The organism is Candidatus Magnetobacterium casense, assembly GCF_000714715.1.
Taxonomy (GTDB): domain Bacteria; phylum Nitrospirota; class Thermodesulfovibrionia; order Thermodesulfovibrionales; family Magnetobacteriaceae; genus Magnetobacterium; species Magnetobacterium casense.
This window is the reverse complement of sequence record NZ_JMFO01000030.1, coordinates 13,279-36,794: the sequence shown is the minus strand read 5'-3', so window position 1 is coordinate 36,794 and position 23,516 is coordinate 13,279. Positions and strand designations below refer to the sequence as shown.

Here is a 23,516-nt window from a genome sequence, read left to right as displayed (position 1 = left end):
ATACGATACAAGCAAAAATCTTGGACATGTACCAATAATAGCAAAAATCCTCGCCGTGGCAGCGTTTTACCAATGTCCACTGCAGAGGCTATAAGATATAATGAACGTACTACAATCGAAAGAGTCAATGGTAGATTGAAGACCGAATTTGGTGGAAATAATGTTTTGGTAAGGGGAAGCATGAAAGTAAAGATGCACTTGATGATCGGAATTGTTGTCTTATTTGCCGATCAAATGTTAAAACTGATAACCTAAACGATAAAAGATACCTAAAAAAAGGTTGTTTTAGCATTATGAGGGAGAAATGCGTCTAAAATCAGAACAAATTGGCAATTATGTCCGATAAAATAGAAGATTTGGAGATTTTTATGTGAGTGAATAAAATTTAGACCTCATTAAAGATGAGAGAGTAGATATTTGTAGGGATTTTTGATTTCTTTTTGCAAGAGGCTCTTTATATAAAAACTTTTGTCCAGGTACTTATAATTACTTATGGGTAGGTACTTACCAGCAACTATTATTTTAATCATAGCAGAGAAGAGGCATTTAATAGAGTAAGTTAAGAATCTACTAATGGGATTTTTTGATTTCTTTAAAAATGCAGAGGCATATGTTAATAGTGGTCTTGAATGGATTAAAAAAGGAAACTATGGTATGGCTATCGCATACTGGAAAATAGCGGCACGACTTGGGGATAAAGACGCACAAGGAAAACTACGATCTATGGGCATTACCTGGTAATGGAAACGCTGTAGGGGTGCATAAAAAAAGTAGTGGGTAATGGATTCCTGTTGCGCAGGAATGACACAGATGGGCGCAAAATACCGTTTATTGTCATTCCCGTGAAACATGTCCCTGGCTTGAACAGGGAACGGGGGTCCATTTCCAAAAACAGCGTTAAATGCCTGATTAGAAAAAATAGTAAAAAAATGTCTCCATAGTACCTCCGAAAGACTTATGCACCCTCTTGTTCTACCAAGATGCTAAAACACAACCCCTTATGCTACAATACCTACATGGATACACAAACATTAGAGAGAGACTTTGATCTGACAGAGATTATCAATGGGGTGGAAGTTATGGGGCCTAGTCCGTTTGGAAAGCATCAGGATATTAGCAGTAATTTATACGACCTTATACGTCAGCACATAAAAAAGACTAAGACAGGTAAGGTTTTTTATTCCCCGCTTGACGTTATCCTTAAAGAAGGTGAACAAAGATTACAGCCTGATATCTTGTTTATCAGAAAAGAGAATATAGGCATCTTTCAGGACTGGATACGGGGTGTGCCCGATATGGTTTGTGAGATAGTCTCCAAGGGGTCAGTTACTAAAGACACTGTTACCAAGAAAAAAATATACGAACGCTATAAAGTGCCTGAGTTTTGGATAGTCCTTCCTGAATTTGAGACCATTGAAGTATTTACTATCGAAGGGGGCGTATACGAGCTTTTTTCCACATCAGAGGGAGAGGTGATCGTCAAGTCCAAGGTCATTGAAGGGCTGGAGATAGACATTAAGGACGTGTTTGGTGACTTCTCTTTTTAGGGATAGAGAATCTTTTACCGGATGAGCCAACCTTTGGCTCTATATGACAGACTTTAAATCCAACGAGCGGGAGTTCGGTAGCACTCCATTCAAACGTGGTCACATTACTCAAGCACGGTAATAAATAACGGAGCATAAATGTTTAGAACATTAGGGTTAAGAATAATGGGGTCAAGGGGACTGGTCCCCTTGCGGGGGAGGTCTGAGGAGGGGGCGGAACCGCCCTCCTTCTTTTCTTCTGTTGTTATAGCTACTTATACTCTTCTGCTTATGCCATACGTGTAAGGCATAAAAGCGGCTTAAATCCTGACAACCACGATTGATTGTGGTGCTACCCTGAGAAATAGTCTTACTCTTTTATATGCCATCTGTCTTTGATGGTCTTGTACATTGCCTCAAGGGTTTTTTGCTGTTCGGGGGTGAGGGATGCCTTCATGTTGGTTATGCCGGATTCTATGATGCGTTCTATTTCGGGTTGATTCTTCTGCCTCAGTTTTAGTATTTCACCCTGAGTCTGAGCGACAATCCTCTCGACCTCAACCCTCTGCTGTTGGGTGAGATTGAGCTTTTCATCCAGACGCTTGACGATGATCTTCTTGATTGCCGGGGGTCCTCCGTGGATCACCTTTACCATGCTTTGCTTTATATAAAGCCCGGTGAGCACCGCCCCAGTCAGTAATCCGGAGATAAACACCAGGATAAGCGCCGTCGTAAATTTCCACCTTTTCATAACCGTCCTCCTGAAGTTACCATACAAATACCTGCGTGGTGATAAGCCCAAGCGGGTCGCCTATCAGGAGACTTGCCAGGCTGTCCTGTGGGTTGATACCAACGCCTGCTGCAACCAGACACGATACCACGGCTATGCAGCAGGAGGCCGTCACAAATCGCCAGAGAAACGCCTCCGATGGCGTGCCCCTGTCCACCTCAAGTCCCCTGATATCCCGCATGACGTTGTCACGCCACCTCGGATCAATTGACGTCTCACGTCCGACACGGAAGGAATCTATGAGCGCCTGTTCTATCTTTTTTATCTTATCGTCGTTGTCTCTTGTCATCTCTCACCACCGTTTTTATCCTTTAATGTTGATCAGCTTAAGTATCTGTTTTCTGAGCTTTGCCCTTGCCCTGTGTGCCCTGACCTTGACATTGATGGCGCTCCAGCCCAACAGTTCAGCGGCCTCCTTGACGGAGAGTCCTTCGAGGTGGATGAGGGTCAGCACCATCCTCTCCTGCGCACTCATAACGCTCAGTGCCCACCGGAGCACCTCCTGTGCCTCCTTGGTGTCCCGTTGCCGTCTGAAGGTCTCAAGGGACTCCTCCGCTATGATCGACTCACACCAATTGCTGTGCTCCTGCGTTAGACTGCTCATGGGAGCCTCCATCGACCGATAATGCTCACGCCAGTAGTCGTAGCAGGTTCGCACCGCTATGGTTGCCACAAAGTGCTTAAACGGCGTCTTGCCCTTAAACGAACCCAAACTATAGTATATCTTAATAAAGACCTCGTGTGCCACCTCATGGCTGCTCTCATATGGTACGTGTTTAATCACAATGGCAAATACATATTTCTCATAACGCCTTAGTATAATCTCAAAGTCATCCGTTGTACCACCAAGTATGGAGGCTATGACGTCTTCGTCACTGTGGCATGTATTATCATTTTCGTTGCTGTTCATAATTTTTTTGTTTACGGGGGCGCCCCAGGCCATCTGAATATCTGGCAGACGCCCCCGCTGTCTTAGCTGTGCTTACCGATCCAGGTGTTGATCAGGTTCAGGATACGCTCGATCTTTGCCTTAATCATGGCGGCAAAATCTTCCTTTGCCTGTTCAAGTATAGCCTTTTGTTCGGTTGTTAGTACAGCGTTGACCTCGCTGACTATCTTTGCCCGCAATACGGCCAATTCCTCTTCCTTGCTTGCCAGGAGCCTTGACTGTGCCCGAACCTTGGCTTCGTTGTAGCTGTCGGAGTGGATGGCGTCAAGCAGTTGCGTTTTGGCATCGACCACTTCCTTAATGTCCTTTTGCAGGGCATCCTTGTAGCCCTTGAGAATACCGGCAATTGCCGTCTTCTGCGCATCCGTGAGGTTGACTCCAACCAGCGCCCTGAGTATGATGTGCTGTGCATCCCCGCTACCGGAACCCTTAAGTCCGCCGCCTACCTCCGCCATCAGTGTCGTGCTGACGGCCAACGTCAACACCATTGCTACCACGATCGTCCTGAGTGTCCTTCTTACTAACATCTGTGTGTCCTCCTAAATGGTTTTTTTTTTGAGGCAGCCACTGCCGGCTTCATGTCCGCCTTCTTGATTTAGTAGTCGCCGGAGGTTAGGAAAAGGTTACAGGGGATTTTTGGTGGGTGAATAAAATTTTCGCGGTTAACAAGTGCTAACAACAATGCCTATAAAGGGGTCAAGGGGGCTGGCCTCATATGCAGGGGGTTCTAAAGGGGGGCGGAGCCGCCCGTTTCTTTATTTGTATCGCACGAGAAATTCAGCTACCCCAGGTTGATTATGGCGCTACCGGTATACTTTTGGGAGTTGTGATGGTAAATCTGGCACCATCTGAGGTATTTGTGGCAGTTATTGAACCATTCATGTGTTCTTCTATTATGGTTTTTGACATGTAAAGCCCTATGCCAGTGCCCTTACCTTCCGTCTTGGTTGTAAAGTATGGCTCGAATATTCTGTTTATAATATCAGCGGGAATACCTCCGGCGTTGTCTGTTATGGTAACCACTGCATTGTTGTTGTCTTCATAGCAATCAATCGTTATTTTTCCTTCATGTATATCTCTTTCCAGAATTGCATCCTTGGCGTTATTAATGACATTTAAGATTACCTGTGAATATTCATTGGCAAGGCCGGTTATATAAATCTTGTCATTATAAGTAAGTTCAACCTCAATATTATGAAACTTAAAACTTGAGTCAACAAGAGTAAGTGTTTCCTGGATAATGCTGCTCAGGCAAAACGGTACCTTGTCTTTAGTTTGTCTGAAGAAATTTCTGAAGTCATCTATAGTTGTCGACATATTGGATATAATAACTTTTGCGTCTGCCAACAGATTATTCATTAAAGCTGAATCATTTTCACTGTTATTACATGCATCTTCAATGTTAAATAACATGATGTTGAGCGCATTTAATGGTTGTCTCCACTGGTGCGCTATGTAATTTACCATTTCGCCCATAGACGCCAATCTGGACTGTTGAAACATAATAATATCTTTTTGTCTGTTTTTGCTAACTTCTTCTTTGATTTTTTGCTCGAGATCAAGATTAATCTTTCTTATCTCCTCCTGTTGCAACTTTAATATCGCTTCAGTATTTTTCAGTTTTGTTATCTCCCTGCCATACAGATTGACATAACCGGACTCCTTAATCGGTACCACAGAGAAAAGGAAGGTGGTGCCGTCTGAAACGGTGATCTCGATATCATCAGATACCCCGTTTTCAATGGCCATCTCAATGGCACTGTGCATATATGGTGGTAAGGTATCTGTGATGCCCCATTTGTTTAAAAATTCTACTCCCGATTGATTGCTGTAAATAATCTTGGCGTCTCCGTCTACTCGCAAGACAGGATTTGGGTTTTCGGCAGGGAATCTGGCAATATTTTTAAGGTCATCCTCGGCTTGCTTTTTGTCTGTTATATCCCTTCCACTTACTACGACACCTGTAATGACACCATGTGAGTTATAATAAGGGTGGTAGTATGCATCCATATACCTTCTACCTATATATGCGAAATCAAGCCAGGTCTGATAGTTGACAACTTCTCCGGAGAGACACTTATCAAGTTTGGGTTTTATTATGTCATGAAACACCTTGCTTCCAAAAAGTTCCTCAACAGAATGACCTACAATTTCGCCTTTAGTGCGTTTGTGGGCAGCCAGGTACGTTTTATTAACAGTCTTGTATACATAATCTCTATCAACTATAGAGATGTGTTCGCTGGTGACTGAAACTATATCTTCATATTGCTTTAATGTTTCCTCGTAGAGTTTTTGTGATGTTATATCTCTGGACACTCCAACGGTATATATTATATCTCCGTTGTTATCCTTTATTGGACTTACACTAAGCCATATAGTAATTATTGTGCCATCTTTTCTTTTAGCCTTCAATTCGCCGCCCCAACTACCTTCTTTCAAAACAGCCGGTATTATTGCTTGTTCTTCAATCATTGGGTCATCGTTAAAATCACTCGTGCTCATACCTATAATTTCATCAACGCTGTAACCCAGCATGTCTGCCGCTGCTTTATTTGAATAAAACACCCTGCCCTCAAGGTCTGCTAAATTGATACCATCCAAGGTAGCCTCTACCGCCTGCAGAAAGAGTAACGCCCTTCTCTCCTGTCTGTTTCTTTCTGTAACATCAATGGCAAATATGGCGATGCTGGTAACGTTGCCTTGTTTATCAAATGTCGGATAGAGGTTATGGCTAAAGTGATAACCAGCACGTGTATCTTCATACTCGATGGAGACTCCTTCATTTATTATCCTGTTTATTTGTTGCCTTCTATTTTGTGATACATCATGAGGGAGAAAGTCAAAGATGTTTTTACCAATCATATCATGTGGTGTATTACCAAACCTGTTTGCCCCTGATTCATTTATTGTCAGAATAATGCCATCTTTAGCTATCAGCATAACAGACTCTGTAATGGAGTTCATCAGCGCCAAGAGGGTATTTTTGCTGTTTGTTAGTTCAGTCTCTCTGTCTATCAACTGGAGCGTACGTTCAGCGACCAAATCCTCAAGGTGGTTTTTATATAGTTCTATTTCACGTTCCAGGTGTTTTCTCGATGTTATATCCTCCTTTATTGCGATATAATTTATAATCTTGCCTTCATCATCAATCAGTGGGAATATCAGTGACAATTCCCAGTAAAATTCCCCATTTTTTTTCTTGTTGAAAAACTCTCCTTGCCATGTTTTTCCAGATAGGATTGTCGCCCACAACTTAGTATAGAATTTTCTTGTATGTATACCTGATTTCAACATACATGGTCTTTTTCCGATAATATCTTCAACGGCGTACCCTGATATTTCCGTGAATTTAGGGTTTACATACTCTATATTAGCCTCTGTATCGGTTATTATTATACTGGCAGGGCTTTGCTGTACTATTTGGTAGAATTTCATAGCCTTGTTGGATGCAATCTGCAAAGAATTGCACATACCGTTCATGTCGATAAACAGTTGTTTTATCTGGGAGGTTATAAATATCAGCTCGTCACCCTTATGATATACGTACAGTTCAATTCCAAGGCATTCTTTTGACATTTGACTTATTAGCAAGGCTATTTTATGGATTAATCTGGAAAATGTATACGTAAACAATGAAAAAAACAATATAAAAGCTGTGGCAGTCAAGGCTATCTGCTTTCTGTTTCTGGCAACAATGTCCTTCAGGGCATTGTTTATGACGCTTTTGTGCTTGATGGACAAAAAGGCGAGCTTTATACCACCCTGTGAGATATCAGACAACGATTTACGTATGATAATGTAATCGTAAAGTTTGTTCACGTTTATACCTGCCGGCAATATATCAGGTTGACTTGACGCTACAATTGTTGAACTATCTTCATCCTCCAGCGCATGAATACTGTCATGGGGATGTATTATATATGATTTTTTCATGGTATTATTATCTATCCTGGATAATAATATCACGTAACCAAAGAGAGCGCCTGTTTTATCAATTACTCGTTTTTTTAATATTAAAAAAGGCTCATTGCTTATCCTGGTTACAAATAGCTTATCAAGTATGGCATACCTGGATACCTGTTCAACTAAAGCAGAAATAGCGGGCTTTTCAACTTTATCAAGACTTTTTATTATCCGTCCTTTTGGATCAGTCAGCATTATATACTGCAACGCTAACATGGATTCTACCTCCTCTTTATCAATATAATCAATAAAAGAAGTCGTGTTTTTGATAAGCTTAGTAAATATTTCAAGGCGCTTCATGCTAGCGACAAACCTTTCCATATCCTCTTCCGTCTCAACTTTCATTCTCTCATATGTCTGATTCATATATTGTTCTTCTACTCTTTTGTTGTGCATATAGTCCATGACAAACCATATGGCTAACCCTGTCACGAGTGAAAAGACAAATGCTTTGATTGTAAGAGAGGTACGGCTATGAAGATATCTGATAATACCGATAAACGGTACCCATTTATTCATTTTTTGTATCCTCTTTATATTTCACGACAACTATGCTTTTACGTTTTCTGGATTCCTGTTTACACAGGAATGACAAATTTGCTAAAACGGCTATAACTGTCATTCCCGCGAAAGCGGGAATCCATATCTCTAAACCACAAAATAAAAATTACCATGCCTTTTTTAGAGGATACCATTTTTTTATAGTTACATTTAACATTTACTCAAAAACAGACCTTGTTTCTACCGGAGCGTTTGGCCTCATAGAGGAGTGCATCTGCACGGTTTAAGAGATCGTTGTCCATCTCGCCTTCTATATATGCGACTACACCGAAGCTGCTTGTAATCCTGATATCACAAATGTCTTGACTTTCAATATTTATTCGCAGGCGTTGTGCAATTTCAACAGCAGCATCCAAATCAATATGCGGCATAAGAAGAACAAACTCCTCCCCGCCCCACCTTGCCAGCACATCCTGGCTACGCGTCTGGCCGGATACAAGTTTAGCAAGCTCCCTTAAAACGCAGTCTCCTAAAAGATGACCATATTTATCGTTGACCACCTTAAAATGATCTATATCAAAAAAATAAGGGAGAGAGGATACTCATATCGCTTTCTGTTATTTACATTTAGTGATAGTGTTTGGTTAAAATATCTCTTATTATATAAACCTGTCAACTCATCTGTTACGTTTGTAATTTCCATTTCTCTTCTTTTACTTTCAGAGCTATCCACATCAGTTAATGAAAAAATGTATGTTTTACTTTCCGGAAGATGGGCATGTTTCAGTATATACGACTTGGATACACAGCTATCGCCGGATGTATTTACGGAAACTATTACATCCTCTTCGCTGTGTTTTTGCAGATAATTTATTAACTTAATGCATCCTTCAGATGTATTGCAATGCTTTGTATCCAGGGATATAATATCTTCCAACGATTTATACTTGTTATGAAATTCTTTCAGTGAACTGCAGTGTAAAAAACTCAAAAAAGTTGAGTTTGCAAGTTCAATTTTACCATCCCTCATTGTAAGTATAAAATTCGGTAACGAGTTGAGTGTAAAGTTAATGAGTTTGTTTTTTTCATGAATCTCTCTTTGCTGGAGAGATACGTTTGCAAGTTTTGCTATCGTTTCAACAAGTTTACGCGGGTCTACCGGTTTTTTAATAAAACTGTCTATCTGGGCATCTATGGCCTGAATGAAATGCTCTTCATCATTAAAGGCCGTCGTGATAATTATCTTCGCATCCGGGCTTATTTCCTTGATGTGTATTGCCATCTGGATACCATCCATGCGAGGCATTCTTATGTCCGTAACAACAACGTCGGGGGCTTGTACCTTAAATATATCAAGTCCCTCCTGACCATCAAAGGCGCTAAAGAGCATTTTCACACGCTTTCTTAGAAAAAAGGAAAGCTGTCTGTTTATCTCCTTATCATCTTCAACATACAGGAGGACTGTGTCTTTGAGAATATCCTCAGACTTACTATCAATCAGCTCAACCCTCGCCATAATATTTATTTATGGTAGCACAATAAAGCTGAGTCAGTCAACACGGTGAATTTATTCTGGTTTGGCCATCTCGGCAGGAGCCATACTTTGTGGAATGCGTGGATACAGAGCTATCTACAATTGGGCCAAAGACCTTGGCAATAAAGCCAGGAGTCGTTTTGGTTGTCGCTATACCAAAGGACAATACATAGTTCCTAGTGAATACGTTATCAGGGATGTTTTAATCCGAGTTACCCCTAACGACTTAGGTAGTCCTGCAGTGATAGTGATATTGCCATCCCCATCCCTTTATGGGAGGGGTTAGGGGAGGGTGGTAAATTTACGATCATCTCTACTTGTGCAGGACTACCGCTTTTTTTTAAATAAAATTTGTGTTCATTGACATACTCTGCCACGCTTTGCTATATTAAAAGATATCAATGTCAAGCAAATCGGAAAGACGTAAGAGAAGAAGACGGGATGCAGGGATTGTTGTGGAAGAAGCAGACAAGGTCGTCATCCCCAATGTCGATGAAAAGACGTTTGTCATCCCCAATGTCGATGAAAGGATGAAGGAGAGTCTGACGATTGTCTCTAAATCAACCCTGACGCCCGAGTGTTTGGAGTCATTGGTAGCGATGTCGGAAGGAAATAAGGACTTCCTCAACGCCATTGAGAAACTGGGGCCGGATGGTATACACATCTTATGCCAATTGTCCAGGGACGACAACTATGTCCTGACAACCAAGCTGACATTTATCAAAGTGTTAAACATACTCAGCAAAAAAGAATTCATCCACAGGATACTGCATAAACTCGGAGCCGTGATCCAGGCAGTTGCCAACCTGAAAGAGCTGCTCACGTACTAAAAAGGGCGTGTCAGTGTTCCCTCTTGTGCGTTTTTTCATATGAGAGTCATAGTAGAGCCTGCCGAAGTCAATCAGCGATTGGACCAGTTCCTTGCGGTCAGGACGTCAAGCAGTCGCTGTCAGGTAGAGGGAGCGATCAAGGATGGCCTGATAACAGTCAATGGTATAGTCAAAAAGCAGGGCTACAAGATAAAACCTGCCGACGTAATCGAAGTGACGCTCAGGGCGTCGTTGCCACAGCAGCAGCAACTCATTGCTCAGGAGTTGGACTTTGATGTGGTCTACCAGGATAACAGCCTAATAGTAGTTGACAAGCCTCCGCAGATGGTCATGTATCCCGGGGCAGGGCACCAGGAGGGCAGCCTGATAAACGGCATTGCAAGTAAGGTAGGCTCTTTGGCCACCATTGGAGGTCCGCTGCGTCCTGGCATCGTCCATAGGATCGACAGGGACACTTCGGGACTGGTGGTCGTTGCCCTCAATGATGCGGCATACTATGGTTTGGTAACACAGTTCAAGGATAGAACCATCAAGAGGAGCTACATAACCCTCCTCTATGGCAAACCAAACAAGACCGAAGGTGAGATCAACCTCCCAATAGGACGCAGCGATGCAGACAGGAAAAAGATGTCAACACGCACAAAACGCTCCAAAACCGCTATAACGAGGTGGCGTCTCATCCGGGAACTACGCTGTGCCTCCCTCATAGAGGCAACGCTCCTAACGGGCAGAACGCACCAGATAAGGGTACACTTTGCCGCCATCGGCCACCCCGTCCTGGGCGATGACATCTACGGAAAAAAGACCTCCCTGCAGATAGACAACCGCAAGCTCCTCATCCCACGGCAGATGTTGCACGCTCGTGTGCTTGGCTTTGTGCATCCAATTACGCAACAGTACATGGAGTTTAAGAGTCAACTGCCCCCCGACATGGCAGAGGTCATAGTGCAATTAAAAATCTGAAGGCCGGCGTAATAGCCGCAATGGTCAGACTCCTGTAACCCCTGATTCAGCGTTGCAGCATAATAACTTTGCCGGGTACGTTGCCCGAAACATTGACAGCGTCCAAAATAATTCGCAAAATTTATTGAGATATGATATAATAATAAAAGTGCAGATAAATAACAATAAGGGGGATACACTATATTGGGGCAACAACAAGAGCAGGCAGCAAAAGTACAGAGCGCAAAGCAAACAAAACCTGTCGCCATACAGGCAGGCGATAGATACTATGATATAAGCGCTACAGAAACGATCGCACAAGAGACCCCGGAACAAGAAATTGTACCGGTAACGGTGGAATCATCCCAGGGACTGAGCATCTATCGTCATAGCGCCTCACACATAATGGCCCATGCAGTCAAGGAGCTATTCCCTCAGGCAAAGGTGACCATCGGACCTTCCACCGAAGACGGCTTCTACTACGACTTTGACATGGAAAATCCGTTTACACCGGAAGACCTCATCAAGATAGAAAAAAAGATGAGTCAGATAATAAAACGCAATAACAAGTTTGTCAGAAAGGTTGTCGCCAAAGACGAGGCCATACGACTCTTCAAGGATATGGGCGAGACCTACAAGGTCGAAATCATAGATGAGATAGCGGACGACACCGTGAGCCTCTACGAGGAAGGCGGTTTTGTAGACCTCTGCCGCGGCCCGCACGTGCCATCCACCGGGGTAATCGCCGCATTCAAGCTGCTAAAGACGGCAGGGGCATACTGGCGTGGCAACGAAAACAACAAGATGCTCCAGAGGGTCTACGGCACCGCATTTGCCAACGAATCACAGCTCAAGGAGTATCTGGACTTCCTTGAGGAGGTCAAAAAACGCGACCATCGCAAGATCGGTAAAGAACTCGACCTCTTCAGCATCAACGAAGAAATAGGCCCCGGACTGATCCTCTGGCACCCCAACGGCGCCATGATCCGCAAGACCATCGAGGACTTCTGGCGCGATGAGCACATCAAGGCCAACTACAGCATCCTCTACACCCCCCACATAGCAAAACTCAACCTCTGGGAGCGAAGCGGACACCTCGACTTCTACAAGGAAAACATGTACACACCAATGGAAATTGAGGGGGCCGACTACGAAATCAAACCGATGAACTGCCCCTTCCACCTGGCCATATACAAGAGCTCACTGCGCAGTTACAGGGACCTGCCCATTCGCTATGCCGAACTGGGTACGGTCTACAGGTACGAACGCTCCGGCGTGCTGCACGGGCTGATGCGCGTGCGGGGGTTTACGCAGGACGACGCACACATATTCTGCCGTATCGACCAGATAGAGGACGAAATCCTCAATGTCCTCGATTTCACACTGTTTATCCTGAAAACGTTTGACTTTGAACAGTTTGACGTCTATCTGTCTACAAGACCGGAGAAATTCGTCGGAAGCCCCGAAAACTGGGAGATATCCACCGAGGCGCTAAAAAAAGCCCTGATCACAAAACAACTCAGGTATGAAATCGACCCCGGCGAGGGTGTCTTCTATGGCCCCAAAATAGACATCAAGGTCAAGGACTCACTGAACCGTCAGTGGCAGTGCAGCACCATCCAGGTGGACTTCAACAACCCCGAGCGTTTCGACATCTCCTACCGCGGCTCGGATGACAAACATCACATGCCCATTATGATACACAGGGCGCTGATGGGCTCGCTGGAACGGTTCTTCGGCGTGTTGATCGAACACTATGCAGGTGCCTTTCCGCTGTGGCTTGCACCGGTGCAGTTGGCCATCCTGACCATATCCGAAAGACACAAGGACTTTGCAAACGAACTCGTCAACTTCTTCAAAACACACGGCATAAGGGTCGAGGCTGACTTCGGTGACGAAAAAATCGGCTACAAGATAAGACAGGCCTCTATCAAAAAAATCCCCTATGCAGCCCTCATTGGTGACAAAGAGGCCCAATCCGCCACCCTTACCGTCAGAAAAAGAAACGGCGAAAACACCGTATTTAGCATCAAAGAAGAACTACTTGATTTCTTAAGCAAAGAGATCAATAATAAACTATAAATATCTCAAGGAGGTAAAGTTATAAATAAAAAGATTAGAATAAACGATCAGATCAAGGTGCCGCAGATCAGGTTAATCGACGTAGAGGGTGAACAACTTGGCATCGTAAACATCAGAGATGCCATACGGTCCGCTGTGGAGCGAGGACTTGACCTCGTGGAGGTCGCCCCGGCAGCCAACCCCCCGGTATGCCGAATCATGGACTTCGGTAAGTACAAATATCAGTTGAGTAAGAAACACACGCACCGGAAAACTATCGACGTCAAAGAGGTAAAAATCCGACCAAGGATATCCGACCACGACCTCGAAAGAAAGATCAACCAACTGATCTCCTTCCTCACCGAAGGCGATAAGGCAAAGGTCTCCATGTTCTTCCGCGGCAGAGAAATCGTCAGACCCGAACATGGTATGGTCGTCTTTGACAAGATAATAGAAAAACTCCAGGGCAATTACAACATAGAGGTCAAACCCAAACTCGACGGCAAGAGCATGATTATGGTGGTTGCCCCCAAGTAACATCAGGGTTAATGTCGCCACTTCAGCGAAAAAACACCACAGGGAAGCCAATATGGAGCCTGAGGAAATATTATGTTGCCAAAACACAGGTACCTCAGTTAAACTATAATGTACTACAGGCAACCCAATACTGTTATTAATGAATATTAGGAGGATACAGTGCCGAAACTAAAGACCCACAGAGGGGCCGAAAAGAGGTTTAAAAAAACCGCTACCGGTAAATTCAAAAGAAACAGGGCATACAAAAGCCACCTGTTGACCGGTAAACCCTCAAAAAGAACACACCGGTTAAGAACGTCTGCCATCGTCGATAAGACAAACGAAAAGGCCGTACAAAAAATGCTGCCTTATCTGTAAGCTCCACTGGCAGAATACAACACGACAACCGGATGATAACGGACATTACGATAAAACAAAGACTTAAAGAAATCAGGAGGACTTGATAAATGCCCAGAGCAAAAGGCGGCTTTAAGACAAGACGCAGGAGAAAAAAGATACTGGATAAGGCAAGTGGTTACTATGGCGGCAAGAGCAGACTCTACAGAGTGGCAGCCGAGGCCGTAGACCATGCGCTCTTACATGCCTATAACGACAGAAAGAGAAAGAAACGTGAGTTCAGAAGACTGTGGATCATCAGAATAAACGCCGCCCTCAGGGCCATCGGCATGACCTACAGTCAGTTCATGGGCGGCCTGAAGAAAGCCAATATAATGCTTGACAGACGCTCGCTGGCCGAACTGGCCTTCAGCAACCTGGACGCCTTCAACGAAATAGCCAATACGGTAAAGGCCTCCGCCGCAGCATAGACAGTGGAAACCAGACAAGACTTAACGCCATACGCCTCACTTAAGGATCGCTTCTGCGAGGAGTTGAACCTCGTGACAAGCACGGCTGCGTTAAACACGCTCAGAGCCAAATATATAGGCAAAAACGGCTCCGTAACGGCTGCCCTTAAAACGCTTGTGGGACTGCCCGGTGAGGTGCGTGGCTCCGTTGGAAAACTCATAAATGAAGACAAAAACTTCATCACCGCAACACTTAAAGAAAAAGAGGACGAACTAAAAAAGCTGGAGATCAGCAGGAAAATTACCTCCGGCAAAATAGACATAACACTGCCCGGATATTACAAGAAGGCAGGTGGCAGACACCCCGTGAGCATCGTGATGAGGGAGATCGTGGACGTATTTGTCTCCATGGGATTCGCCATCGAGGAGGGCCCCGAAACGGAAACCGACTACTACAACTTTGAGGCCCTCAACATGCCCAAGGACCACCCGGCCAGGGATATGCAAGACACCTTCTACATCAACACGGATAATGTCACCCCCGATGCCCCTGCCGCACAGACCACCGATGCTGACGTGCTGCTACGCACACACACCTCCCCGGTCCAGATACGCGTGATGCAGCGCAGCACCCCACCGCTGAGATTCATCGCCCCCGGCAAGGTCTACCGCTGCGACTCCGACGTCACCCACACCCCAATGTTTCACCAGATCGAAGGCCTCGTCGTGGATACCGATATATCCTTTGCAAATCTCAAGGCCGTCCTGGAGGGCTTCCTGCAACTGGTATTTGACCGAAACCTGCCGGTGAGGTTCAGACCCAGCTTCTTTCCGTTCACCGAACCCTCAACCGAAGTCGATATCGGATGCTTCTTCTGCAAACAATCCGGATGTCGCATATGTAAGGGCACCGGTTGGATTGAAGTCCTGGGCGCAGGCATGGTCAACCCAAAGGTCTTTCAGATGGTCGGATACAACACGGAACAATACTGCGGCTTTGCCTTCGGCATGGGAATAGAGCGAATCACTATGCTGAAGTACGGGATCGACGACATAAGACTGTTTTATGAGGGAGACCTCCGGTTTCTACAGCAGTTTTAGATTAACCACAACTATATCGCATTAAGGAATAACATTATGCTTCTTTCGTTACAATGGCTGTCTGATTTTATCGATTTGCCCTACGAGCCGGCAAAGATTGCCGATATGCTCACGATGTCCGGCCATGAGGTCGAGTCTGTGGATGACGTCGAAGGGGCGATCGTGCTGGATATAAACATAACACCAAACAGGGCCGATTGTCTCAGCGTTGTTGGTATCGCACGAGAGCTGGCCGCAATAACAGGGCAGGCATTAAAGGGATATACGCACGGCCAGGTCACCGATGAGTTTGCTCCGGACATGGCAGTGGAGATACTGACCCCGGAGTTGTGTTATCGCTACACGGGACGTATCATAAGCGGTATACGTGTAGGTGAATCGCCTCAGTGGCTTAAAAAACGCCTCCAATTATCGGGCGTGCGCTCCATCAACAACGTCGTGGATATCACCAACTACGTCATGCTTGAGAGGGGACAACCACTTCATGCCTTTGATCTGGCCACGTTGAGCGGCAGGGTCATCAGCGTAAGAACGCCCTCCAGAGACGTCCGGTTTCACACCCTAGACGGTGTTGAAAGAGCCATCGCCCCGACAACCTTAATGATATGCGACAAGAAAGGCCCCATTGCACTTGCCGGTGTCATGGGCGGACTGCACTGCGAAGTCTCCGAAGCAACAACAAGCGTATTGCTTGAAAGCGCCTGCTTTAACCCCGCCTCCGTGCGAAAGACCTCAAAAACGCTGAACCTCAAATCCGAGTCTTCGTACAGGTTTGAAAGGGGCGTTGACATAGAAGGCGTCCCCGTAGCCCTGGACAGGGCTGCACTATTAATCAAAGAGCTGTGCGGGGGAGGTATCTCAGCGATGATTGACGCCTATCCGGAGAAATTTAAATCGCGTGAGATATCCCTGACTATCGGCAAAATCAACAAGATCATTGGCGCAAACATTGGGCAGGACGAGGTCGAGGCAATATTGAGACGCCTGCTCTTTGACGTCAAAAGCGAAAACGGAAGACTTACCCTCACCCCGCCATCATACAGGGGGGATATCGAAATGGATGCCGACATCATAGAGGAAATTGCCAGGTTGTACGGCTACGAAAATATAGCCCCCAAAATGCCCAATATGTCCATCGCCATGAACAAGAAAAACAAGCGCCTGGAAAACATCGATCTCCTGAAACACGTACTCAGAGATGCCGGCTTTACCGAAACCATAAACTATAGCTTCACATCTTCAGATTCCCTGGATATGTTCACCACCTCCAGGCACCCCCAAAACCGTGTCGTGATAAAAAACCCCCTGCGCTCAGACCAGGCCCTGCTGAGGACAGCCATCGTGCCATCGCTGGTACAGAACTTTCTCTACAGTATAAATCATGGTCTGACGGATGTGCATATCTATGAAATCGGCACCGTGTTCTTCAATAACGCTGACAAGCTCCCGACAGAGAAACTCAAAATAGGCGCCCTGGCCTACTATGGCAATGTTAAAAGACTCTGGAAAGAAGATGTAGATACGTTCTTTCGTATGAAGGGTATACTAGAGAGTATATTAAGCAGTTTGTTGATAACCCAATATGAGTTGACACCATCGGAGGAGTCATTTCTGATGCCTGATCTGTCTCTGGACATCCGATTAAAACACTCTGACAAACCATGTGGCTATGTGGGCATGTTAGCCACGGAGGTTATAAAAACCCTGGATATCAAGACGAGCACTCCAAGGGTGGCGGTTATGGAGGCGGACTTGAATGAGCTATTTAATGCCACCTCTAAGACAATAATGTACACCCCCCTGTTCAAATACCCCTTCATTGAACGTGACATCTCATTGGTGGTTGATAGCGACATCACGGCAGAATCAATAATCAATCTGGTAAAGGCATATCCTGACAACCTTATGGAATCCGTAGAGGTCTTTGACTACTACAGAGGGGATAAATTGCCACAGGACAAAAAAAGCTTGGCATTTCACATTACATACAGGGCAACCGACAGAACTCTCACTGACACAGAGATTGACACACTGCACCGCAATCTTGTAAATTACCTTATAACAAGTACGCATGGCACCCTGCGGTAAGGCACCTGGAGAATAACACCTGATGTTCGTACAACAAAGAATATAAAGGATATAGAGGAATAGCAAATGAATAAGACTCATAAATCTGAAAAAATACCAAAGGAGATGGAGGCCCTGTATAATCTCATAGCGGAACTTACTGATGCCTATTGTCACAAGAACCTCAATGGCGACTATGCACAACTGGCACGTTCAGCCATTGCCGCACTGTGCTGCAACGACCCGTCCCCTGTTGTCAAAGGGCATATAAACACGTGGGCGTGTGCAATTATCTATACCCTGTGCTCCGTGAACCGGCTATTTGAGGACGATCATGCCCTCCACATAAATGCCTCAGACCTCTGTGACTACTTTGATATAAGCGCCAACACTGCCATCGGTAAATCAGCCATGGTTGCAGAAACGCTCAATATTGCCGACAATGCCCCGGACTGGTGTCTGAAACAACCCGAACTCAAGCCCGAGACCAAACCCGTTCTCAAGCCCGAAACCAAGTCTGAGACCAGACCCGAGGTCAAGCTTGAGGTCAAACCTGACAATAAACCCGTAGAGATAACGACAGGCAAGAAAGACTCAAGAAAGACCAAGACAAAGGACGGCAGCGCCAGGAAGACTGAGGTTAACGTAGGTGACAGCGTAAAGGTCAGAAAGGGGGTCGTGGACCCCGACTTTGCCGACTCTCCCATTGAGGGATGGTGTGGGCGGGTGATAGCGTTTGCAGATGAGACCGCCGGTGAAGTAGATGAGAACAATCCCCTGGTTGATGTGCAGTGGGACAGCTTTACACTCAGGGCGATGACTGATGACTACATTGACAGGTGCGAGGAGGAAGGCCTGGACTGCTTGTCCATGTATCTGCGCATCAGTGATATAGAAAAGGTCAAACCACGTGACACCATGGATAACGTCAGAGAAGCACAGGAGGAAATACACAGGTATCTGGATGACTCTATCGCCATCAATGAGTCCAATGAGCACGACAAGAGAATCCGCCAGATACTTGGCAACAAGGATATATCGGTCTCTGAAGAAACCCTGACATGTTACCTCGATTACCTCGAAAAGAACATAGCCCCTCCATTTCAACTTACCGGAGCGGACCCCTTTGACTGGGAAAACTCCTATCTGTTTGGCATCGGTAAGAAAAGAGAATATGATAAGTTTAAAAAGACCAGGCCATCTTATAAAGATACATTTAAGTTTATCAAAATAGAGAAAGAGTTAAACATAGAAGACGGTATACTTGTAAAGGTACAGAGATTGGCTGATAACAAGAAGTTCGTACTTCCACTGTCAATGCTCCGTGCAGATAGTGATAAGTCTGCCAACTATCAGTTAATACATGACTATTGTACCTGGTTCGTAAACAACTGACGATAGTGTCGTTGCAGGTAGCATAGACTGTCGTTTTTTTATAAACCGTTGTTTTATCGCATCACACCTGATGCAAGCAAGGATATGAGAACACTGTGAGGATATGTTTTTTCAGGCACTCGCTCCTCAGTCGCGGCGGAGACAAGATGGTCGTAGAACATGCCAATTACCTGGTAAGTCGGGGACACGACGTTACCATCGCCACAAACGTCCTGGACACCGTCTTTGAGGTCAAGGCCGAAGTACACAGGATATCCCGGTTCAGGAGTAAGGCCGTTACCATACTCAAGGCGCTGACCTTCGCCGAGTCATACGACGTCATCATAGCGGACATCATCATGATGGTGTTCTTTCTGTCGTTTAAGAACAAGAAGCGGCTCGTGTGCTTTGCCCAGGACTATGACGAGTCCTACTACAAGGGGGCACCGATGAAGTGGTTTATCAGGGCGGCGTACTTTTATTGTCTGACCCTGCAGCGGATTGCGGCGATACCGGTGTCTGAGGCGTTGGGGCAGTTGCTTGTCAGGCGCTTCAGGGCCAATGTCCACGTGGTGGCAAACGGTGTGGATACGGAGGTGTTTTATCCCGATCCGGAGTACATGCCGCTCAAAGATGGTCGTCCCGTTGTCCTGGTCTTTGGACGCAGCGATTACCGTAAGGGATTTGACCTGGGGCTGCGGGTGTTGGCACGGTTTAAGGCGGAGATTGATTCCGGTGCCCTGGCGGTTTGGTCGGTGGGGGAGGAGTTGGATACGCCATTTAAGATGCGGCGGTTTGGCTTTGTAACACCCGATCGTTTGCGCAAGATACTTTCGGCTTCAGACGTCCTGTTGTATCCGTCGCGGCATGAGGGATTGCCGTTGTTCGTGCTTGAGGCGTTGGCGTGTGGAGCGCCGGTTGTAACGACCGAGGCCGTGAACATCCTCACGCATGGCGTGGATGCCGTCGTATGTCCCGTCGGGGACGTTGACTGTTTGGCAGAGGGGGTGCGGGGAGTCTTGGGCAACGTTAGTCTGAAGTCCAGTCTGATTGCCGGCGGGTTCAGCACGGTTAAGAAGTACACGCTCTCCCAATGCAAGAGACTCTTTGAGGAACACATCATGAGGCTGTTTGAACCATAAAGAAAGGGGCGGTTGTGGCAGGGGTGCCCCACCCCCTCCGCCCCACTTCAGAACCCCCCGCAAGGGGAGGGGCGAGGCGCAATCTTGTCGCAGCGGGTTGCACCCGCCCCGGGCACGAAGAAGTCCCCTTGACCCCATAAGGCTGGTGATGTTTACATGTTTATACTCGGTTACTTATCTTAATCTATAGTTGGCGCATGGCAATATTGGTCATCCTGTCTCCAAAATATCGGTTCTTCCGTAAAGTGAGTGTGTAATAGTATAATAGGGGTAAAAAATATGAGGAGGTTGACGATGAAGACAAAGCTCATAGCGGTGACAGCGTTAAGCCTGATTCTCTGGCTGTCGGGTGTGGGATATGCCTCTGACAATAAGGCGACCACGGTTAAGGACACCCTTACCGAACGTATAGGCAAACGCGTGATACTAAAGATGGACTCCGGTGAGACCCTCGAAGGCACCGTGACCACGGTTGGCGAACAGGTTGTCACTATCTCAAAGTTGGCAGGAAAAGACTTCTATGACGCCATAATACGCATGGACAAGATCAACTCGGTGGTGTTTAAGGCACGAGAGAACTAAATATTGACAATTGCCTGTCTGTGGCATTGTTAGCGTGCAGGTTTTGCCGGATAGGTCTTTCAGCGGTGTTTTACACTGTTTTATTTTCCAACATGGGGGTAATGAATGGCAATGATATCAGTGAAGTTTCAGTACGTCACAGGGATCACCAGGAGTGTCTTTACAAATGCGCGTCTGGTTGGTAGCTGGGATGAGGCAGGTAAGTACTCTACCACATGGACGTCAGTTGCAATGAAGGAGGTTACCGGCACGGATGGATGTCCGGTGTTTGAGACGGAGGTTGAGTTTGATTCATCCCAAACCGGACATAGCTTTCAGTGGGGGGTGGTGCTGGACAGGTTCAATGCAACAGACAAAGATATGTGGGGCATAACCACTGAGGTAAATGATAAAAACTCCATGCACAGACACCGCGAGTTTGCCTTAACCCCACCTCCGCCTGCGGGAAAACAGACGGAAGTATACTTTCTGACCCACTGCCGACGCCTTGGTGCAAACAAGTACTTTGCAGCGGGCGAGTCTAAGCCCCTGATACAGTTTGCCGTGTGGGCACCCAATGCCAAAAGTGTCGAGGTAGTCTTTGGTACCCTGGCAACGGGTTACATAGCGGACAACGGTGTCGGTATAGACCCCCGTGTACCCGCACTGCCCATGAAACGGCAGCCTGATGGCGTGTGGCTGAGTGAGCCGGCCAAGTATTTCGAAGACTATGACCACAAGCGCCCATACATGTTTAAAGTAACCAAGGGCAGTGGGGCGGTTGTCTATCGCACCGACCTCTATTCGAGGTGTCAGATAGGAAGCGGCAGATTTGACCCTAAAGGAGCCGCATATAAGGGCGACATCAGGGACCTAGATGGTGGAAAAAGCTGTTCCGTTGTAGTTGACAGCGAAAAGGTTGTCAGGGACTTTGAGAAGGCAAACTCTATAGACCCCCTTGATATGACAACGCAGGAGAAGTTCTGGCAACAGGATAGTACACTCCGCAAGGATGTCAGCTTTCCCAGGAGGGTTGAAGACCTCGTCATATATGAACTACAGGTCGGCGCCCTTGGGTATGGAAAAAAGGATGCAAACGGCAATGATATAGATGGCAATATTACGGATGCGATGACGTTTTTGAACAAGCATGTCAAGGACATCGGGGTCAACTGCATAGAGCTTCTGCCCGTATCGGAGTTTGGCGGTGTGGAGTCATGGGGCTATGCGACGTCGCATTACTTTGCCGTTGAGTACAGCATAGGAGGCAGAGACCAGATAAAGCACTTCATACGGGAGTGTCACAAACACGGGATATCCGTACTGTTTGACGTCGTATACAACCACTTTGCACATGACGCAGACCGCGCCGAATGGATGTATGACGCCGATACGCACGAGGACAACATATACTACTGGTTTGAGGACAGGTCATCGGATTACAGAAAAACAAACGGCGAACCATTTCCCGAGGGCGGCTATCTCGATAACCTCTCAACGGCCTTTGCACCTCGCTTTTACAATGAGATGGTCAGAAAGATGTTTATCAGCAGTGCCGTGATGCTCATGGAGGAGTTTCACATTGACGGCTTCCGTGTAGACCAGACCACCTCGATACACAGCTATAACGTGCTCCACGCTGATGGCAGACAGGTTGCCGATGCAAACGCCTTTGGTGCAAAACTCCTGAGGGAGTACACCAGAACGCTCAAGCTCATTAATCCCGATGTGGTACTGACGGCAGAGGACCACTCCGAGTGGGACTGTGTGACCAAGTCTCTGCATGAGGGCGATGATGCCATAGGGTTTGATGCGGCCTGGTTTTCGGACTTTTATCACCACCTCTGTGGCGGAAGCGGCGACGGAGACGATAAGGCCCGGTTGATCAAACGGGCAGGTCAGGGCGGGGATGGCCCCCTGAACTTAGGTTACTTTGTCGGGGCGCTTAACTACTCCGGTAATAAGAAGGTGGTCTATCACATATCCCACGATGAGGCACATCAGGGTGAGGGCGATAACGTGCTCAGTGCAAGGACGATAGTTATAGCCTGTAACCACAGTCCGCTCATAGGGGATACCAGACGGTATGCAGAAGCTCGCAGCCGATTTGCATTTGGCATGTCGATGCTTTCGGCGGCAACCCCCATGTTTTTGTTTGGCGAGGAGGTTGGCGCAGAAAAGGCATACACCTACGACAAGTACTTCAAAAACAAAGACGACATCATTGGCATGAGAAACACTTACGGGGCAAACATGTTCAAGTTTTATCAGGACATGATAGCCTTCAGAAAAAACAACGAATGTATCCGTTCACGTGATATAAAGACCATCTACGTAAAAGATGACACCAGGGTGCTTGCCTTTACACGCAAGGAGCTTAACGAGGGTGTAATGCAAGAGTACCTTGTCGCAGGCAGTCTGCATAATCAGCCCTACGATAACGGATACACCTTCTACAACGTTGAGTTGAGTGATGGCATGTGGCATGAGGTTTTCAACAGTGATGCCGATATCTATGGTGGAGACAACGTGGGTAATTACGGGGCATCCCTAACCTCATCCGGTGGAACGATTACAATGGCAATTCCCGCAAACGGATTCGTTGTCCTCAAAAAAGAGCAATAAGTACATGGACAGAAGTTTTTATATAAACGTCAGGCCTGCGCATGATGGGGTCAAGGGGACTTCTTCATGGCCGGGGCGGGTGCGACCCGCTGCGACAAGATTGCGCCTCGCCCCTCCCCTTGCAGGGGGTTCTGAAGGGGCCAGGTGCGACCTGGAGCGAAAAAGAAGGTGGAGCCGCCCCTTTCTTTCTTATTTGGCGTCGTCGCTTAAGGGATCGCCGGCCTGAAT

At 46.4% G+C, this 23,516-nt stretch carries 21 protein-coding genes and 1 pseudogene; 15 read left to right on the top strand and 7 right to left on the bottom strand.

Going from position 1 to position 23,516, the window contains the following annotated elements; genetic code table 11:
• The 3 genes and pseudogenes from Mcas_RS18865 to Mcas_RS13150 all read left to right on the top strand — a co-directional run.
• Positions 1-255, top strand: a pseudogene (locus Mcas_RS18865) (hypothetical protein); the annotation flags it as partial.
• A 318-nt stretch (positions 256-573) separates the two neighbouring features.
• Positions 574-741 (top strand): hypothetical protein, encoded by a 168-nt coding sequence (locus tag Mcas_RS18320; RefSeq protein ID WP_156033371.1) that lies wholly within the window; start codon positions 574-576, stop codon positions 739-741.
• A gap of 275 nt (positions 742-1,016) precedes the next feature.
• Positions 1,017-1,547 (top strand): Uma2 family endonuclease, encoded by a 531-nt coding sequence (locus tag Mcas_RS13150; protein WP_040336008.1) that lies wholly within the window; start codon positions 1,017-1,019, stop codon positions 1,545-1,547.
• Between the two features lie 349 nt (positions 1,548-1,896).
• Here the strand turns inward: Mcas_RS13150 and Mcas_RS13145 are convergent, their stop codons facing one another.
• The 7 genes from Mcas_RS13145 to Mcas_RS17010 all read right to left on the bottom strand — a co-directional run bounded on the left by Mcas_RS13145 (position 1,897) and on the right by Mcas_RS17010 (position 9,245).
• Complete coding sequence (locus tag Mcas_RS13145) at positions 1,897-2,277, bottom strand: hypothetical protein (RefSeq protein WP_040336007.1); 381 nt, start codon at positions 2,275-2,277, stop codon at positions 1,897-1,899.
• Between the two features lie 16 nt (positions 2,278-2,293).
• Positions 2,294-2,605 (bottom strand): hypothetical protein, encoded by a 312-nt coding sequence (locus Mcas_RS13140; protein ID WP_040336006.1) that lies wholly within the window; start codon positions 2,603-2,605, stop codon positions 2,294-2,296.
• 15 nt (positions 2,606-2,620) lie between these two features.
• Entirely contained in the window at positions 2,621-3,226 is a 606-nt protein-coding gene (locus tag Mcas_RS13135; RefSeq protein WP_040336016.1) for an RNA polymerase sigma factor, read from the bottom strand.
• 62 nt (positions 3,227-3,288) lie between these two features.
• On the bottom strand, positions 3,289-3,792 hold the full coding sequence (locus Mcas_RS13130; RefSeq protein ID WP_040336005.1) for a Spy/CpxP family protein refolding chaperone: 504 nt from the start codon (positions 3,790-3,792) through the stop codon (positions 3,289-3,291).
• A gap of 268 nt (positions 3,793-4,060) precedes the next feature.
• The gene (locus tag Mcas_RS17020; protein WP_052567451.1) at positions 4,061-7,747 is read right to left on the bottom strand and encodes a PAS domain-containing sensor histidine kinase; all 3,687 of its coding nucleotides are present in this window, start codon (positions 7,745-7,747) and stop codon (positions 4,061-4,063) included.
• A 203-nt stretch (positions 7,748-7,950) separates the two neighbouring features.
• Positions 7,951-8,289 carry a GGDEF domain-containing protein gene (locus Mcas_RS17815; protein ID WP_162176332.1) on the bottom strand — a complete coding sequence of 113 codons (339 nt, stop codon included), beginning with the start codon at positions 8,287-8,289 and terminating at the stop codon, positions 7,951-7,953.
• An 11-nt stretch (positions 8,290-8,300) separates the two neighbouring features.
• Positions 8,301-9,245: a response regulator gene (locus Mcas_RS17010; protein WP_052567447.1), complete on the bottom strand. Its 945-nt coding sequence runs from the start codon at positions 9,243-9,245 to the stop codon at positions 8,301-8,303.
• Between the two features lie 419 nt (positions 9,246-9,664).
• Between Mcas_RS17010 and Mcas_RS13115 the strand changes: the two genes are divergently transcribed.
• The 12 genes from Mcas_RS13115 (at position 9,665) to Mcas_RS13055 (ending at position 23,288) form a co-directional block, all read left to right on the top strand.
• A complete protein-coding gene (locus tag Mcas_RS13115) occupies positions 9,665-10,093 on the top strand; it encodes a hypothetical protein (RefSeq protein ID WP_156033370.1) in 429 nt (142 codons plus the stop codon).
• Positions 10,094-10,132: 39 nt separating this feature from the next.
• Entirely contained in the window at positions 10,133-11,056 is a 924-nt protein-coding gene (locus Mcas_RS13110) for an RluA family pseudouridine synthase (protein ID WP_040336003.1), read from the top strand.
• A 183-nt stretch (positions 11,057-11,239) separates the two neighbouring features.
• Positions 11,240-13,117: a threonine--tRNA ligase gene (gene thrS / locus Mcas_RS13105; protein WP_081853864.1), complete on the top strand. Its 1,878-nt coding sequence runs from the start codon at positions 11,240-11,242 to the stop codon at positions 13,115-13,117.
• Entirely contained in the window at positions 13,118-13,633 is a 516-nt protein-coding gene (gene infC, locus Mcas_RS13100; RefSeq protein ID WP_052567445.1) for a translation initiation factor IF-3, read from the top strand.
• Positions 13,634-13,792: 159 nt separating this feature from the next.
• A complete protein-coding gene (rpmI, locus tag Mcas_RS13095; protein ID WP_040336001.1) occupies positions 13,793-13,990 on the top strand; it encodes a 50S ribosomal protein L35 in 198 nt (65 codons plus the stop codon).
• 89 nt (positions 13,991-14,079) lie between these two features.
• Positions 14,080-14,439 carry a 50S ribosomal protein L20 gene (rplT, locus tag Mcas_RS13090; RefSeq protein WP_040336000.1) on the top strand — a complete coding sequence of 120 codons (360 nt, stop codon included), beginning with the start codon at positions 14,080-14,082 and terminating at the stop codon, positions 14,437-14,439.
• A gap of 3 nt (positions 14,440-14,442) precedes the next feature.
• A complete protein-coding gene (gene pheS / locus Mcas_RS13085) occupies positions 14,443-15,519 on the top strand; it encodes a phenylalanine--tRNA ligase subunit alpha (protein WP_040335999.1) in 1,077 nt (358 codons plus the stop codon).
• 36 nt (positions 15,520-15,555) lie between these two features.
• Complete coding sequence (gene pheT, locus Mcas_RS13080; RefSeq protein ID WP_040335998.1) at positions 15,556-17,607, top strand: phenylalanine--tRNA ligase subunit beta; 2,052 nt, start codon at positions 15,556-15,558, stop codon at positions 17,605-17,607.
• Positions 17,608-17,673: 66 nt separating this feature from the next.
• Positions 17,674-18,981 carry a DUF6398 domain-containing protein gene (locus Mcas_RS17005; protein ID WP_052567443.1) on the top strand — a complete coding sequence of 436 codons (1,308 nt, stop codon included), beginning with the start codon at positions 17,674-17,676 and terminating at the stop codon, positions 18,979-18,981.
• A 95-nt stretch (positions 18,982-19,076) separates the two neighbouring features.
• Positions 19,077-20,102 (top strand): glycosyltransferase family 4 protein, encoded by a 1,026-nt coding sequence (locus Mcas_RS13065; protein ID WP_040335997.1) that lies wholly within the window; start codon positions 19,077-19,079, stop codon positions 20,100-20,102.
• Between the two features lie 294 nt (positions 20,103-20,396).
• Positions 20,397-20,684, top strand: a complete 288-nt coding sequence (locus Mcas_RS13060; RefSeq protein WP_040335996.1) for a hypothetical protein — start codon at positions 20,397-20,399, stop codon at positions 20,682-20,684.
• Positions 20,685-20,789: 105 nt separating this feature from the next.
• Positions 20,790-23,288, top strand: a complete 2,499-nt coding sequence (locus Mcas_RS13055; RefSeq protein WP_040335995.1) for an alpha-amylase family glycosyl hydrolase — start codon at positions 20,790-20,792, stop codon at positions 23,286-23,288.
• The last annotated feature ends 228 nt before the right edge of the window (positions 23,289-23,516 follow it).

Excerpts from the sequence above, each read along its gene's own strand:
- Mcas_RS18320 (WP_156033371.1), top strand. The coding sequence starts at position 574 with ATGGGATTTTTTGATTTCTTTAAAAATGCAGAGGCATATGTTAATAGT.
- Mcas_RS13150 (WP_040336008.1), top strand. The coding sequence starts at position 1,017 with ATGGATACACAAACATTAGAGAGAGACTTTGATCTGACAGAGATTATC.
- Mcas_RS13145 (WP_040336007.1), bottom strand. The coding sequence starts at position 2,277 with ATGAAAAGGTGGAAATTTACGACGGCGCTTATCCTGGTGTTTATCTCC.
- Mcas_RS13140 (WP_040336006.1), bottom strand. The coding sequence starts at position 2,605 with ATGACAAGAGACAACGACGATAAGATAAAAAAGATAGAACAGGCGCTC.
- Mcas_RS13135 (WP_040336016.1), bottom strand. The coding sequence starts at position 3,226 with ATGAACAGCAACGAAAATGATAATACATGCCACAGTGACGAAGACGTC.
- Mcas_RS13130 (WP_040336005.1), bottom strand. The coding sequence starts at position 3,792 with ATGTTAGTAAGAAGGACACTCAGGACGATCGTGGTAGCAATGGTGTTG.
- Mcas_RS17020 (WP_052567451.1), bottom strand. The coding sequence starts at position 7,747 with ATGAATAAATGGGTACCGTTTATCGGTATTATCAGATATCTTCATAGC.
- Mcas_RS17010 (WP_052567447.1), bottom strand. The coding sequence starts at position 9,245 with ATGGCGAGGGTTGAGCTGATTGATAGTAAGTCTGAGGATATTCTCAAA.
- Mcas_RS13115 (WP_156033370.1), top strand. The coding sequence starts at position 9,665 with ATGTCAAGCAAATCGGAAAGACGTAAGAGAAGAAGACGGGATGCAGGG.
- Mcas_RS13110 (WP_040336003.1), top strand. The coding sequence starts at position 10,133 with ATGAGAGTCATAGTAGAGCCTGCCGAAGTCAATCAGCGATTGGACCAG.
- rplT (WP_040336000.1), top strand. The coding sequence starts at position 14,080 with ATGCCCAGAGCAAAAGGCGGCTTTAAGACAAGACGCAGGAGAAAAAAG.
- pheT (WP_040335998.1), top strand. The coding sequence starts at position 15,556 with ATGCTTCTTTCGTTACAATGGCTGTCTGATTTTATCGATTTGCCCTAC.
- Mcas_RS17005 (WP_052567443.1), top strand. The coding sequence starts at position 17,674 with ATGAATAAGACTCATAAATCTGAAAAAATACCAAAGGAGATGGAGGCC.
- Mcas_RS13060 (WP_040335996.1), top strand. The coding sequence starts at position 20,397 with ATGAAGACAAAGCTCATAGCGGTGACAGCGTTAAGCCTGATTCTCTGG.
- Mcas_RS13055 (WP_040335995.1), top strand. The coding sequence starts at position 20,790 with ATGGCAATGATATCAGTGAAGTTTCAGTACGTCACAGGGATCACCAGG.